This window comes from Vibrio sp. St2 (genome assembly GCF_947311885.1).
GTDB lineage: Bacteria > Pseudomonadota > Gammaproteobacteria > Enterobacterales > Vibrionaceae > Vibrio > Vibrio coralliilyticus.
On sequence record NZ_CAMZNA010000003.1, the window covers coordinates 301188 to 315336 of the forward strand.

The 14149-nt window shown below is 44.3% G+C and carries 14 protein-coding genes and 1 riboswitch; of the genes, 11 read left to right on the plus strand and 3 right to left on the minus strand.

The genetic code is table 11. The features are described from left to right. Positions 1–40: 40 nt before the first annotated feature. Positions 41–2041, minus strand: a complete 2001-nt coding sequence (locus QMA41_RS13120; protein ID WP_281629885.1) for an acetoacetate--CoA ligase — start codon at positions 2039–2041, stop codon at positions 41–43. Between the two features lie 226 nt (positions 2042–2267). On the opposite strand from QMA41_RS13120, the gene phhA reads away from it, so the two are divergent. From phhA to QMA41_RS13150, 6 genes are all read left to right on the plus strand, one after another. Then, positions 2268–3059 carry a phenylalanine 4-monooxygenase gene (gene phhA, locus QMA41_RS13125; protein WP_281629886.1) on the plus strand — a complete coding sequence of 264 codons (792 nt, stop codon included), beginning with the start codon at positions 2268–2270 and terminating at the stop codon, positions 3057–3059. Continuing rightward, entirely contained in the window at positions 3052–3384 is a 333-nt protein-coding gene (locus QMA41_RS13130; protein WP_006960730.1) for a 4a-hydroxytetrahydrobiopterin dehydratase, read from the plus strand. Before phhA ends, QMA41_RS13130 begins: the two co-directional genes overlap by 8 nt. 492 nt (positions 3385–3876) lie before the next feature. Continuing rightward, positions 3877–4335 carry a cupin domain-containing protein gene (locus tag QMA41_RS13135; protein WP_039951973.1) on the plus strand — a complete coding sequence of 153 codons (459 nt, stop codon included), beginning with the start codon at positions 3877–3879 and terminating at the stop codon, positions 4333–4335. Between the two features lie 129 nt (positions 4336–4464). Continuing rightward, positions 4465–4529: riboswitch (Fluoride riboswitch) on the plus strand. A gap of 112 nt (positions 4530–4641) precedes the next feature. Then, positions 4642–5334, plus strand: coding sequence for an iron-sulfur cluster assembly scaffold protein (locus QMA41_RS13140; RefSeq protein ID WP_281629887.1), 693 nt, complete (start codon positions 4642–4644; stop codon positions 5332–5334). A gap of 15 nt (positions 5335–5349) precedes the next feature. Beyond that, positions 5350–6324 (plus strand): GGGtGRT protein, encoded by a 975-nt coding sequence (locus QMA41_RS13145; RefSeq protein ID WP_281629888.1) that lies wholly within the window; start codon positions 5350–5352, stop codon positions 6322–6324. Between the two features lie 744 nt (positions 6325–7068). Next, positions 7069–7314 carry a hypothetical protein gene (locus QMA41_RS13150; protein WP_281629889.1) on the plus strand — a complete coding sequence of 82 codons (246 nt, stop codon included), beginning with the start codon at positions 7069–7071 and terminating at the stop codon, positions 7312–7314. 14 nt (positions 7315–7328) lie between these two features. On the opposite strand, the gene QMA41_RS13155 is transcribed toward QMA41_RS13150, so the two are convergent. Further along, positions 7329–7901: a hypothetical protein gene (locus QMA41_RS13155; protein ID WP_281629890.1), complete on the minus strand. Its 573-nt coding sequence runs from the start codon at positions 7899–7901 to the stop codon at positions 7329–7331. Positions 7902–7939: 38 nt separating this feature from the next. Here QMA41_RS13155 and QMA41_RS13160 point away from each other — a divergent pair, with 38 nt between their 5' ends. The 5 genes from QMA41_RS13160 to QMA41_RS13180 all read left to right on the plus strand — a co-directional run bounded on the left by QMA41_RS13160 (position 7940) and on the right by QMA41_RS13180 (position 13117). Further along, on the plus strand, positions 7940–8608 hold the full coding sequence (locus QMA41_RS13160; protein WP_281629891.1) for a hypothetical protein: 669 nt from the start codon (positions 7940–7942) through the stop codon (positions 8606–8608). A gap of 143 nt (positions 8609–8751) precedes the next feature. After that, positions 8752–9228, plus strand: a complete 477-nt coding sequence (locus tag QMA41_RS13165; RefSeq protein WP_281629892.1) for a hypothetical protein — start codon at positions 8752–8754, stop codon at positions 9226–9228. A 236-nt stretch (positions 9229–9464) separates the two neighbouring features. Further along, complete coding sequence (gene secD / locus QMA41_RS13170; RefSeq protein WP_281629893.1) at positions 9465–11303, plus strand: protein translocase subunit SecD; 1839 nt, start codon at positions 9465–9467, stop codon at positions 11301–11303. A gap of 2 nt (positions 11304–11305) precedes the next feature. After that, a complete protein-coding gene (gene secF, locus QMA41_RS13175) occupies positions 11306–12208 on the plus strand; it encodes a protein translocase subunit SecF (RefSeq protein WP_006960740.1) in 903 nt (300 codons plus the stop codon). A 123-nt stretch (positions 12209–12331) separates the two neighbouring features. Next, positions 12332–13117: a hypothetical protein gene (locus tag QMA41_RS13180; RefSeq protein WP_281629894.1), complete on the plus strand. Its 786-nt coding sequence runs from the start codon at positions 12332–12334 to the stop codon at positions 13115–13117. A gap of 6 nt (positions 13118–13123) precedes the next feature. On the opposite strand, the gene QMA41_RS13185 is transcribed toward QMA41_RS13180, so the two are convergent. Further along, positions 13124–13855, minus strand: coding sequence for a dienelactone hydrolase family protein (locus QMA41_RS13185; protein ID WP_229629676.1), 732 nt, complete (start codon positions 13853–13855; stop codon positions 13124–13126). Between the last annotated feature and the right edge of the window lie 294 nt (positions 13856–14149).

Here is a 14149-nt window from a genome sequence, read left to right on the forward strand (position 1 = left end):
GATTTGGAAAGCCCGAACTTAATCGTTCGGGCTTTTTATTTTAGGAAACCGTTTGTGTTGCATACTGAGCGATTTCGTCAAGAACCTGAGGGTTCGCGATAGCGCCTTTATTCTGTACATCTTTACCATGCAACACTTGTTTTACGGCCAGCTCAACGAGCTTACCAGACTTGGTTTTCGGGACTTCACTGATGGCGTAAACTTCCGCAGGTACATGCCTTGGGGAGCATTGGGTTTTCAGTTGCAGCTTGATGGTTGAAATCAATTCATCACTCAGCGTCTTATCGCTATCGAGTTGAACAAAAAGTACGACTTTTTCATCCCCATCAAGCACACGGCCAACTGCAATGGAATCTTTAATCTCAGAGAGTTGATTTACTTGCTGATAAATCTCTGCAGTTCCGATTCTTACTCCGCCAGGGTTGAGTGTGGCATCGCTCCGCCCATAGAAAACCATGCCGCCGTTGTCGGTCATTTCAACGTCGTCGCCATGATGCCAGGTGTTGTCAAACTTGTCCCAATAGGCGTTGTGATAACGCTCGCCATCATCGTGCCAAAAACCGACTGGTTGATTCGGAAAGCTATTTAAACAGACCAATTCGCCCCGTTGATTAACAACGGATTGTCCTTTGTCGTCAAAAACGCGTACATCCAACCCAAGGCCGGGTGCCTGGCACTCGCCACGATAGACAGGAGAGATCGGGTTACCAATCACAAAGCAGCCACAGATATCTGTGCCGCCCGAGATAGAAGCCAGATGCAGATCTGCCTTGATGCGGCTGTAGACATAATCAAATTGCTGAGGGTACAGAACTGAACCAGTGGAGCAGAGGGTCCTAAGATTCTCCAGATTGTAGTAATGACTCGGATTAAATTCGGCTTTTTGTAGAGCTTCAAGGTATTTGGCTGATGTCCCGAACAAACTGACTTGAGCTTCTTCCGCTAGCTCCCAAAGCACGCTTGGCATTGGATACATCGGACTGCCGTCGAAAATAACCAGTGTTGCACCGCTGGCAAGGGTTGAGACGTGCCAGTTCCACATCATCCAGCCGCAGGTGGTGTAGTAAAACACGCGATCACGTGGTTGGATATCGCAGTGGAGTTGATGTTCTTTTAAATGGTTAAGTGTGGTGCCTCCAACCGAGTGTACGATGCACTTCGGCTTGCCTGTTGTTCCTGACGAGTAAAGAACGAACAGCGGATCGTTGAAACCGATTCGCTGATATCGGAGGCCGCGAGGGATGTAACTAGCGAGAATGGATTCCCAGTCTGAAAATTGTTCATTGCCAAATGGGCTCTCTTGACCAATTTGCAGATAATCAATATGGCATGTGTTCTGGATGCTGGATATCGATTGCACAATCTGATTGTTTTTTTCATCCATTTTGAACGTTTTGCCATTGAAACTATAACCGTTACAGCAGAACAAAATCTTAGGCTGAACCTGACCAAAGCGCTCCTTCACGCTCTCAACACCAAAGTCTGGTGACGTCGATGTCCATATCGCACCTAAGCTGGTCGTCGCCAGCATCGCGACTACTGTCTCGGGCATGTGTGGAAGATAGCCAGCGACGACATCGCCTTTTTCGACACCATTTTGTTTTAACCATTGCTGTAGTATGGAGACTTGATCGCACAGCTGTTGCCAAGTGAGCTTGCGGCTCTGGCCTCGCTCGTTTTTGAACCAGATAGCGATACCTTCCGGCTCCTGAAACGCATAAGAGAGTAAGTTTTCAGCGTAATTGAGTTGAGACTGAGGAAACCATATTGTGTCGCGGCTAGATGAAAATTGCCCCCAGCGTGCGACACCTTCGCCGTGAATGCAGTCGCCTTTGAAGCCGATAACATCGCAAAATTGCCAGATTTCCAGCCAGAAATGCTTTTTGTTTTCTACAGACCATTGATGTAAATCGCTGTAGTTCTCGATGGCCTCACCCTGCATGTTGATATGCTGAATAAACTGGTACAGATTAGATGACGCCATTCTTTCTTCGCTGGGATCCCAAAGAGGGGACAGCTCAACTGACTCTTGAGTGGACATGACTTCCTCGTCTTACACACTTTTCCTTAACTATGGCTAAGTTTTGTTGCAAATACAGCCAAAGTCAAACAATCAGAGAAGAAACATATCGCTGATAAATAAGCAAAAAACAGTCAAATGTAAAAAATATGTTACAGATGTTTGGCCGAGGATGTCCGTAGGTGAATTGTCACCAATTTCGTGAGGCGATAGGCTTAATGTAAAGGAGTTGTTAAAAGGAAAAGTGATGACTCAGTACGTATCTAAACCTATTAATAAACAAGGATTTGTCGACTGGAGTAGCGAGGAAGATCAGATCTGGCACGATTTGGTTTCTCGTCAGTTGGACTTAGTGAATGAACGTGCCTGTAAGGAATATTTGCGCGGTTTGGAGTTGCTTGATTTACCAATAGATCGAGTTCCACAATTGCTTGAAATCAATAAAGTTTTGTTAAAAGAAACTGGCTGGCAAGTTGAGCCTGTCCCAGCGTTAATCAATTTTGACCGTTTCTTTGCCCTATTAGCGGATAAAAAATTCCCGGTAGCGACCTTTTTGCGCTCTCGTGAGGAGTTTGATTATCTGCAAGAGCCGGACTTTTTCCACGAAATTTTTGGCCATTGTGCCATGTTAACCAATCCTGAGTTTGCCGAGTTTACTCATACTTATGGTCAGCTCGGACAAAAGGCCAGCAGTAAAGAACGCGTTTATCTCGCAAGGCTTTACTGGTTCACGGTTGAGTTTGGCTTGGTTAAAGAAGGCTCTGAAAGCAAAATTTACGGTGGCGGTATCTTGTCTTCTCCTGGCGAAACACTGTATGCATTGGACGATGAACGTCCATTGAGAGAAGGATTCGATATCCTGACGGTGCTACGTACCCCTTATCGCATCGATATAATGCAGCCCGCCTATTTTATTCTCAAAGATATCAAGCAGCTGTACAAACTGAGCAAGACAGACTTAATGTTTTATGTACACCAAGCGATGAAAGAGGGGCTGTTGCCTCCATTGTTTGAACCTAAGGAAATAACACATGCTTAATGAACTACGTTGTGAAGCTTGCAGCAGTGACGCTGTAGCACTAAATAAAGAAGAACAAAGACTCCTGCTTACTGAGCTTAACGACTGGCAGCTTATAGAACGTGATGGTATTCCTCAGTTGGAAAAAGAATACAGGTTTAAAAACTTTAAACTCGCGTGGGCGTTCGCTGACAAAATCGCTGAGTTGGCCGAGGATGAGTTCCACCATCCATCCATTTTATTGGAGTGGGGGAAAGTGACCGTAACGTGGTGGAGCCATTCTATAAAAGGCTTGCACCGCAATGATTTCATTTGTGCCGCTAAATGTGACAAGTTGACGGATTAATTCTGAATAGGCCTGAAGCTCTCCCTCCCTATTTGGGGTTTCAGGCCGCTTTTGTTGTAATGAAAAGGTGTCATAGATTCTCACTATGGTTACCCTACTCAATAAAGCCTCTCCACACAGAGTAATCTTTGCTCAAATTATAATTAATATTAAGTAAGACCTGAGTTTATTTTAATAAATTACATCGTCAATGTTGGTTCATAATACTGTCATATTTGCTTTTGATGCCGATTCTAACTATCCGTTTGGCTATTTTTTGTATGATTGTGCTGATTTTGGTTTTGTTTTTGGAGACCTTGTTTTGTGAATATTTGTAATTTAAAGTTATGATTTAAAATGTAAAAGTAAATTTTTGAATTTAACGAATATTTGTTTGACAGGTTTTTGTTCTGAAATATATTCTGTCGCCGTTGCGAATAAATGGTATTTAATACGGCGGGTCGCAATCAATAGAATGCTAAATAACAAACAACTAATTCTCAGGATGAAATGATGAAAAAACTACTTGTAGCAGCGTGTCTTGTAGCCACTTTTTCTGGTCAGGCTTTGGCGAGCGAAGAGCCAAGCCTAAGTGATAAACTAGCGCCTAAAGTTGAACAGCTAGCAAAATCTACGTTGAGTTGGGAGGGCACGGAACTGCCAGCGTATGGCAAGGGAACACCTGAAATTACTGTCCTGAAGATTACTATACCAGCCAAAGCACAGCTTCCATTACATGAGCACCCGGCAATCAATGCCGGTGTTTTAACGAAAGGCCAATTGACGGTTATTACTCAAGATAAGGTTGCAGGCAAGAAAGAACTGAAAATGAAAGCGGGTGATTCACTTATTGAAGTGGTGAACACCTGTCACTATGGTCGCAATGAAGGCGATGAGCCAGCTGAAATCATCGTATTTTATGCAGGTACTAAAGATCAGGTTGTCACCACGCCTAGTAAGCGATGTGTGTGATAAGAAAGGCTGCTTTTAAAGCAGCCTTTCTTTTTGTGTTAATTCTCGGGAAAATATAAGGCGGCCTTTTTTAATATATAATTGTTCTAAGCGAGCGCTTGTCATCAAATGTGATAGAGATCTATTCTAATTACGCAAGGTGATGGGGTTCCACCTACTTAACCGCCACTCTGGCTGATGACTCCTACAGAATACGAAAACAAGTGATTCGTCGATAGACAGTCTGCTTATACGCAGGTCGTCGGTTCTGTAGCAGTTAAATACACAGCCAAATCTCGCTTGTTTTCCGAAATAAAGGAAAACGCCATGCAATACTCTTCTGAAATTCAATCCATGTGCCCGATTCAACGCGGGGAATTACATCCATCAGCTCCTATTCCCGTGGAAGGCAAGATGATTCGTCCGAAAGAAGTCATCGCTATCTCAGGCCTGAGTCATGGGGTTGGTACTTGCGCCCCGCAACAAGGGGCCGCAAAGCTAACGCTCAATGTGAAGCAAGGGATTATTGAAGAAGCGTTAATCGAAACTATTGGCTGCTCAGGCATGACGCATTCTGCTTCTATGGCAGCGGAAATTCTCACAGGCAAAACCATTCTGGAAGCACTGAATACTGACTTGGTGTGCGATGCCATTAACGTTGCAATGCGAGAAATTTTTCTTCAGTTTGTCTATGGACGGACACAGTCGGCTTTTTCTGAAGGCGGTTTAGAAGTCGGGGCGGCACTTGAAGACTTAGGCAAATCACAGCGCAGCCAAGTAGGTACTAGTTACTCAACGATTGCAAAGGGGGTTCGCTATATGGAACTGGCTGAAGGTTATGTTACTAAACTTGCACTAGATGAAGTAAATGAGGTTATTGGGTACCAGTATCTGAACTTGGGCAAGATGATGGCAGACATTGATCAGGGAGTGGATGCGCAAGAAGCCATGATACTGGCGACGGGCAGTTATGGCCGATTTGAAGAGGCCTGTAAAGTCATCAACCCACGTACCGCTTAATAGGAGCTTGCCGTTATGAATGTTTCAATGACTCAATTACTTCAAGAGATGAACTTATCTTCCATCGAGCAAGCTCACGACTACTGCATGAGTTTTGGTATTGACCCTAAAAAAATCGTATTGGAGACTCAGCCCATAGCCTTCGATAATGCTTGTGACGCCTATACGTTGGGGTCCGCACTTGCTATTAGCCGAAAAGCTCAGACAGCAGTAGAAGCAGCAAATATCATAGGAGAGGGTTTGCAGGCATATTGCAAACCAGGCAGTGTTGCAGCGCAGCGAGAAGTTGGGCTTGGGCATGGGGCGTTAGCTGCTCGCTTGCTCAGTGAAGAAACCCAGTGCTTTGCATTTTTGGCGGGGCATGAATCATTTGCCGCTGCAGAAGGGGCGATTAAAATAGCGCTCAATGCCAATAAATCTCGACAAACACCGCTGAAAGTTATCCTGAATGGCCTAGGTAAAGATGCAGCTTATCTTATTTCCCGTATCAACGGTTTTACCTATGTTCGAACAGAGTTTGATTACCAAACCAATCAACTGATCGAAGTTGAGCGTAAGCGTTTTTCTGAAGGCGCACGAGGCGATATCTTGTGCTACGGCGCCGACGAGGTACGTGAAGGTGTTGCCATCATGCATCGAGAATCGGTAGATGTCAGTATCACCGGCAATTCAACCAACCCGACACGCTTCCAGCATCCTGTCGCTGGTATCTATAAATCGGAATGCAATTCACAAGGTCGCCACTACTTTTCAGTCGCCTCGGGTGGTGGTACAGGTCGAACTCTTCACCCAGACAACGTTGCAGCAGGTCCTGCGTCGTATGGTATGACGGATACAATGGGAAGAATGCACGCAGATGCCCAGTTTGCCGGCAGTTCTTCTGTGCCTGCTCACGTTGCGATGATGGGTTTTATCGGAATGGGCAACAACCCTATGGTGGGAGCAACCGTTGCATTAGCTGTGGCAGTGGAATACCAACTTCATCGGTAGATTAAGAGCATGGTTGATCTGTTCTGAGGCTTTAGTGTTGATGCTGAGCTTACTTGTGTATATCCCAAGAGGTGTTTAACTATGATGAATGTTCGTATTGGTTACGCCAGTCCGTGAGTTGTTCATAGGGCATAGGTTTAGCAAATAGAAAACCTTGTTGTTGATGTACATTTCTCGAAAGTAAATACGCCGATTGCTCAGCAGTTTCTACTCCTTCCGCAAACTGGTGAGGTGATGTTTGTTGAACGGTGTCTAAGCCTTTGACGCGTTTGATACCTGAAAAAAAATTGTGGTGAAAGGATTGAAGTCGGCAGTGGTGGTTAACCGGTAATCACCAAACAGGTGTGATTTTCCTTAAAAGTGGTGTTCAGAAAACTTCATAATGTTAAGGAGTTATCATTGTTACTTTAAGTAAGGTATTGATATTAAATTGAATTGTTTCTTATTGGCTTATTGTTGAGGTTTAATGTTAATTAATCATTTGTAATCTGATTGAAGTTTGTGGAATCTCGTCGCCCTTGTCACGTTTACGGTGGCAGCTTAATTGGTAGGAAATAGGGGCGATGAGCGTTGGATGTATTAATCATCAGTGAATATCCGCTAATATGTACGACAATACGAAATACGATAATATCGATTTGCGAAGATCCAAAGATCCTGGCGTGTTCCCACCCTCAAGCCTCTAAACTTTATAGGCGCCATCAAGTAAAACATTTTTGGAGCCAAGGCGCGCCAGACTTAATCTTGTTGGATACTGATAGCAAGCTTAGTTCAGAACGTGATATCGAAGTACTTTGTTCTCAACTTTATACGGGTTCTTTGTTCGAAAAGGGTGGCCGACTGGTATTGCTGGGTAACGACAGAAAACTAGGAGACGTCTTCGGTTTAGAGTGTTTGGATAAGCCTTTCTCTATCAATCAGCTTAGGGAATTTGTGAAGCCTAAACTTAAATATGTCCGTGAAGCTGACTTGCATAAATTGGCTAGCTGATCACTCAACGTATTTCATGGTTTGAGTGCTTTGATAGCCTCGATTTCTCTTTGATAAGTTTTGATCATCACATCGAGTTTCTTTTGGAGGCTTTCGGTCTCTTTTTTCAGAGTAAGATTTACGTTCATATAATGCTGACTGGAAGAGCTGTTTATCTTCAGTTCAGCTTGGTTGCAGTGAGTGTATATGTTTTTCCATTTGTCGTAAGCTCGATCTATGATCGAAGACTGTTGGTGAATGGCAGCACTCTCTTCTTGAAGGCGCTCTACAGCAATGGTGGCAGCCTTTGACTGGCTCAGGATTCTCTTTTGGTGTAGCTCGTTTTTGGAGTCCCACAAAGCAGACAGTTCCTCTGTGCTAAATTCTTGATACAGAAATGCTTGTTGTTTATAGAAAGCTAGGAATTGATTGAATTTGCTGGCTTTTTTGTTATACCAGGACTCTACTTGCTTTTGAAAGTTGAGGGCTTGATTCCACGTATCTTCACGACAATGCTCACTTACACCTTTAATTGGTAAAGTGATCAGCATAAATGCCGCTACAGTGAGATATAGCCCGTGCCATTTCATATTAGCTATATTGTTCATGAAAGATGGCTTAAGTATAGATAAGACACTAACACGATATGAAAAAGATACTCATGGTTGTTCTTCTGCTGCTCGGCATGGCGTGTGCGGGTGGTGGTTATTACATCTTCTACTTAAAGCCGCAACAAGATGCGGCTGCAGCGGCTGCAATGATGGAAGAAAACAAAGAGCCACCACCAGAACCAGTAAAAGAAGAAGCGCCACCACCACCGAAACCGGAAGTGACGGACTTTTACGTTAGCCCTCCTAAACTCGGAATTAGAGAATATCCGAGGTATGACGCGTTCGTCGAAAGTGTGGCCTATCGCGGAGATAAACTGCATATTCTTGAGAAAAAAGACGGCTGGGGAAGAATTTCTCCTTACTATGTCTACGAAGAGGGTGGTGAAGAAGTGGCGGAATGGGTGCCAATGGAAGCTCTGCTGGAAGTGGCACCAACCATTACTAAAGAGGAGCGGGTTGAAACCGTCAGCAGCTACATAGAAAAATCAGACGACTTCAAACAGCACTTTGAAATGTTTGTGAAAAAGACAGATCAATTGCTCAAAGAAAAAACGTGTGAACCAGAGGACTTTGAAGAAACCAGTGGTTGGGTTCGTTCTTTGACGTTTGAGCAAAGAGATGTCTACTTTGTATACTGCGGTGGGCTAAAGCAGGCAAACAAGATTTATCTGGATGCACAAACCGGAGAAATATTCTATCGCTAGCAACAGATAACTCAGGTGTTTTACTGATTTTAATCAGTTTGGTTTAGCGGTTAAATGTGCAATATTAGGTTTTAGAACATTTTAGTTGTTTATAGGCAGATTTGGACTTACCATCCAGTCGTCTTCTAATATTGGTGTCGTGAATGGCTCAACGTTTAATCAAGTTTTTCTGGCTTACTTTGCTTGCGATGGTGTTACCAACGCAAGCATTGGCGTATTTTGCGCAAGCCGAAAATGAAGCCAGCGCACGCTTAAATCGCCATACGGCTAATGTTTTACCTCAATCCCAAGCGGATTATCAGACTCTGTTGGAAGAGTCACAACAAGAAGAAACATCTCAAAGTCCGGTGTCACAGTCTGAAATTGACACCGATGTTTTGGCCATTGTTCAGTTTAATCGTTGGAGCTTATCTGATCGTCATTCAGAGGAAGGAGAAGCACCGGGAACCAGCGATGGCCATTATTCCAGTCAGGCGTCTCTGCCTCTAAATAGTCTTTACTCTTACCCACTGGTCCAGAATGGCTGCTGGGTCGAAAAGTCTTTCACTTCAAATCATCGTATTTCGGGTTGGAAAGAATCCAACGCGCTGTATGTGGCCCTGAACGCTCAATTCGTCTAACGACTTCTATCAAATCTGTAAGACAGGTGTGGTTAGTTTTATCGGCTAGCTTTAAGCCCTTTGGCACCTCACTTATCACCTCTGCTGTTTAGCCATCTTACGCATTGGCACAAAGTACTCATCTTCTTACAGATTCAATCCATTGTTTTACGACTGACCAAACTTAAGAGTCAGATGACTTTCTGTACCTATCTCAGCTAAGACTTTGATTGGGTACTGCATGTAAAGATATAACTATGAAGAAAAATACGCCTAAAACGAAACATGCGAGAGTGATGAACCGCTACTCGGCATGGAAATACGCAGTACTGATCGTGACAGTTATTGTGCTTGCACTCAGTGCGATCCCCACATGGTACGGTGAGCAACCTTCCATTCAGGTGACAATGTCACAAAAAAATAAAGTTATCGACAATCCAGTGGAACTAAATCGCTACTTGGAACAACGAAACATCCACGCTAACGAGATTACTCAGCAAGAGAACTCAACCACATTGGTGTTCGATAACGAAACCGATCAAACCCATGCACGCGAAGCACTGAATGGTTTATTGGGTAAGCAAGACGCCATTACCTTCTCTTACGTGTCTGTGGCACCAAAATGGCTAAGTGATATGGGTTTCAGCCCAATCAAGCTCGGTTTGGATTTACGTGGTGGTGTGCAATTCTTATTGAATGTGGATGTGGATAAAGCCTTCGAAGAGCAGCGCAACACTATCGTCGATGAAATGCGAGACATGCTACGCCAAGAGCACATTCGAGGCGTTAAGTTCGCGCAGGTCGGCGTGGATGGGTTCGACCTGAAAAGTAATTCAGGTGAGGCTTTAACTAAGTCTGCGAACTATATTCGTCAAAACTATCCAGGTTGGGACATTAAGCGTCATTCAGATTACCTAGCAGTTAAGCCGACAGTGCAGAACAAATCTGAGTTTCAAACTGTCACCATCAAGCAAAACCTGAAAATTATGCGTGATCGTATTGAAGAGCTTGGGATCACGGAAGCTTTGGTACAGCGTCAAGGCGAGCACAGTATTCGTATTGAACTGCCGGGTGTGCAAGATCCTTCTCAGGCGAAGAACGTCATTGGCGCAACAGCGACATTAGCCTTCCATGAAGCGAAATCGCCATCCGAAGGTGTGTCCTATGGTGACATTGTGCTTAAGGACAATGATGGTCGTGATGTTGTGCTGTCAAAACGCCCTGTGTTAACCGGTGAACACATCGTTAATGCACGTGCTGGCGTGGACAAAATGGGCTTCTCTGAAGTTAATATTTCGCTGGATCACTCGGGTGGTAAAACCATGAGTGACTTCTCCGGCAAGCATATTGGTAAGCCAATGGCGACCGTGTACCGAGAGTACACCACCAATGCAAATGGCGAGACAGAACGTAGCGAGAAGGTCATCAGTGTTGCAACCATTCAATCCCAGTTAGGTAGTCAGTTCCGAATCACAGGAGCGGGCTCTTTGGATGAAGCTCAGAACTTAGCATTGCTGCTGCGTGCTGGCTCATTAACTGCTCCTGTCACGATTGTTGAAGAGCGTACCATAGGTGCATCGCTAGGTGCAGAAAACATTGAAAATGGTTTTGCCGCGTTAGCCTTGGGCATGGCGATGACACTGACGTTCATGGCGTTGTGGTACAGACGTTTGGGCTGGGTGGCCAATGTTGCACTTGTGGTCAACATGGTTAGCCTGCTGGGTTTAATTGCTTTACTACCGGGCGCTGTATTAACACTACCGGGTATCGCTGGTTTGGTATTAACCGTGGGTATGGCGGTAGATACCAACGTCCTGATATTCGAAAGGATCAAAGATAAATTGGCGGAAGGGCGAACTTTTGCTCAATCCATCGATTTGGGCTTTGGGAGTGCGCTGAGCACCATTCTTGATGCCAATATCACAACGATGATCACCGCGGTGGTTCTGTATTCAATCGGTAACGGCCCAATTCAAGGTTTCGCTCTAACGTTAGGGCTTGGACTGCTAACCAGTATGTTCAGTGGCGTGTTTGCCTCTCGTGCAATTATCAATTTAGTTTGGGGACGCGATAGCCGTCGTGATGTAAGGGTTTAATTATGGTTGAATATCTAAAACAAAATATCCGTCGTATCCGTTACATCACCAGCTTTGTTTCGGTTGCACTCATGGTTATCTCTCTGGGGGCGTTCGCAGTAAAAGGCCTCAATATGGGGTTGGACTTCACCGGAGGCATGGTGACAGAAGTTCAGGTGGACAAGAACCTGAATAACAACGACTTACTTGAAGTTCTTCAGCCTTCATTAGGTGAATTTACTTCAGTGACGCATTCTGATCAGGATGGTCGTTGGATCATCCGTTATCCAATTCCAGAAGATGAGGCGACGGCACCAGACATCACATCTGTACTGTCTGGGGTCTCTCATCAGGTTGATGTAGTCAGCAATAGCATGGTGGGTTCGCAAGTCGGACAGGACTTGGTAGACCAAGGTGGACTGGCTTTGCTGATTTCGATGCTGTGTATTCTGGGCTATTTGTGTTTCCGATTTGAATGGAGGCTCGCGAGCGGCTCATTGCTTGCGCTACTGCATGATGTCGTATTGGTGCTAGGTTTCTTTGCTGCGACACAAATGGAATTCAATTTGACTGTGTTTGCCGCGATTTTGGCGATACTGGGCTACTCATTGAATGACTCCATCATTATCGCAGACCGAATTCGAGAGTTATTGGTAGCAAAACAGAAGACGCCTACAGACGAAATTAACGACCAAGCGGTAATCGCGACGTTCTCTCGAACCATGGTGACTTCAGGCACAACCTTGCTAACGGTGTCTGCTTTATGGATTATGGGCGGCAATGCACTTGAAGGGTTTGCGATCGCGATGTTTATCGGCATTCTGTCGGGCACTTGGTCTTCTATCTCCATTGGTACCGTGCTGCCTGAGTGGCTTAAGCTAGAACCCAAACATTACCTTCCAGTCGAAGTGGACTCAGCGCCTTAACATTCGCTAAAAGTGATACTTACACGCCCTGTAACAAAGTTATGGGGCGTTTTTGTTTTGGTCACTACTGAAAGTCAGGTAGTGTATGAATATAGATTAATAACGTTCTCGGCGATTGAGAGTATGGGTACAGACAACGAACTGTCACAAATGGGCAGCGCGAAAGTCCGTTTGATAGAAAGGCAAGGGCAGAGGTACATTCAGAAACAAGGCGTTAACGAAATAGAGCGAGGTTTCTATTTAACTGCTGCTAAAGCGTTGAGTGAACGAGGAGTGCATTCACCTTCTCTTGTCCAAGCCGAAGGTGATTCCATCGTCATAGAGTACATTCCTCATGCTGTAACATTGGAGGAACTAACCCGTTCAAGCCAAGTGTTTAGTCAGATCGCGGCTATACACCAAACTCCAATTGATTCAGACTGGGCGCTTAAACAGCATAGCTGGAGTGACGATGCTCTACGTACAGCGTTTCAGCTCCTATCTCTCAGCTCTCAAGAACAGAACGTGCTGAAAAAGTTGCAGTCCCAAAGTGACATCATTTTTGATTACCCAACGCTCTTGTCTGGTGATACCAACGATGGTAACTGGGGTCGCAGAGAGAATGGGGAATTGGTGTTGTTTGACTGGGAACGCTTCAGCACGGGTAGCCCAGCGATAGATCTCGTTCCTTTAATCAAAGGGTTAGGGGATGAAGAAGCCATGCTTCGCACTGTCGATAGCTACATGAACGTACATAAAGCGATGCCAAGAGAGGAATTGTTCCGACATGTGATCATTGCTAAAGCTTGGATAGTGGTAGAAGTCACTAATCTGCTCTATGAACGCCAAAAGCCTCAACTTCAAAAATATCTAGATTGGTTCAATGCGAATCTACCCAGATGGATTCGAGGCGTTGAGGCTCTGGTCTAATTGAGATTAGTTTGTTGAAGAGGCAAGGAACTCCGTAAAGCGCTGCCAAGATTTTTCATCTGCTTCTTTTCGATAACGTTCACTGCCAAATACAGTAAAGGCATGAGGAGCACCGCTGTAGGTGATCATCTCATGGGCTACGTTCTGGGCTTCTAACTCGCTTGCCAATGCTGCGAACTGTTCCATTGGGATGGCACTGTCAGCAGTACCATGCAAAACCAGTATTGGAGCGGTCGCCTCTTGGTAAGACTGACCTTGAGGTGTCTTTAGTCCGCCATGAAAAGTTACAAAACCTTTGGCATTCATCCCAGCTCTTGCAGATTCCAAAACTGCAGCGCCACCAAAGCAATAACCCATAACAACGGTATTATTGGCATTGCCACCAAGAGTGGCAGCATAATCTAAACTACCTTGCATCAAGGCTCTTAGTTTGTCTCTATCTTTATACAGTTCACCTGTGTGCTGCTTTTTATCCTTTACTTCGGTTGGTCGAACGCCTTTACCAAATAAGTCTGCAGCGAAAACGTTGTAGCCTAAATCATTGAGCATTTTAGCTCTCTTCATCTCATAGTCGGTTAACCCGTCCCAGTCGTGAACGAGTAAGACTAATGGTGCATCGTCACTGACTTTTGCCCAGTAACCTTCATAATCATTACCATTTACATTGTAAATTTTATTTTCGCCCGCTGTAGCAAATACGCTGACAAGCGCGAGAATAACCGTTAACTGTATCTTCATAACTACCTCCGTTAGTTTAGGTAGTGTAGTCACAAAACGATGCATTGGTATTTTTAATAAGTTTATTTTGTGATGATGTGTCAGCGCTTGTTTTGAAGCAGCTTAAAGTTAACTGACACTGCTCTATTGACTTGATGGCTTATAGAGTATTTTACAATTAATATTAATTCTATTGCTTTTATCTTGATAGTTTATTTTTATAATATTTAATTTCCTATATTTATTATGTATGTTTGGTGATTTTTTATACGGATTTAATGCTTTTTTACGAATGTTAAAGATATATAAACCTTA

What these genes read in the sequence shown, in the direction of transcription:
- QMA41_RS13155 (WP_281629890.1), bottom strand. Translation starts at nt 7,901, where the DNA reads ATGAACAATATAGCTAATATGAAATGGCACGGGCTATATCTCACTGTA.
- QMA41_RS13140 (WP_281629887.1), top strand. Translation starts at nt 4,642, where the DNA reads ATGCAATACTCTTCTGAAATTCAATCCATGTGCCCGATTCAACGCGGG.
- QMA41_RS13165 (WP_281629892.1), top strand. Translation starts at nt 8,752, where the DNA reads ATGGCTCAACGTTTAATCAAGTTTTTCTGGCTTACTTTGCTTGCGATG.
- secF (WP_006960740.1), top strand. Translation starts at nt 11,306, where the DNA reads ATGGTTGAATATCTAAAACAAAATATCCGTCGTATCCGTTACATCACC.
- secD (WP_281629893.1), top strand. Translation starts at nt 9,465, where the DNA reads ATGAAGAAAAATACGCCTAAAACGAAACATGCGAGAGTGATGAACCGC.
- QMA41_RS13130 (WP_006960730.1), top strand. Translation starts at nt 3,052, where the DNA reads ATGCTTAATGAACTACGTTGTGAAGCTTGCAGCAGTGACGCTGTAGCA.
- QMA41_RS13145 (WP_281629888.1), top strand. Translation starts at nt 5,350, where the DNA reads ATGAATGTTTCAATGACTCAATTACTTCAAGAGATGAACTTATCTTCC.
- phhA (WP_281629886.1), top strand. Translation starts at nt 2,268, where the DNA reads ATGACTCAGTACGTATCTAAACCTATTAATAAACAAGGATTTGTCGAC.
- QMA41_RS13160 (WP_281629891.1), top strand. Translation starts at nt 7,940, where the DNA reads ATGAAAAAGATACTCATGGTTGTTCTTCTGCTGCTCGGCATGGCGTGT.
- QMA41_RS13135 (WP_039951973.1), top strand. Translation starts at nt 3,877, where the DNA reads ATGAAAAAACTACTTGTAGCAGCGTGTCTTGTAGCCACTTTTTCTGGT.
- QMA41_RS13180 (WP_281629894.1), top strand. Translation starts at nt 12,332, where the DNA reads ATGGGTACAGACAACGAACTGTCACAAATGGGCAGCGCGAAAGTCCGT.
- QMA41_RS13185 (WP_229629676.1), bottom strand. Translation starts at nt 13,855, where the DNA reads ATGAAGATACAGTTAACGGTTATTCTCGCGCTTGTCAGCGTATTTGCT.
- QMA41_RS13120 (WP_281629885.1), bottom strand. Translation starts at nt 2,041, where the DNA reads ATGTCCACTCAAGAGTCAGTTGAGCTGTCCCCTCTTTGGGATCCCAGC.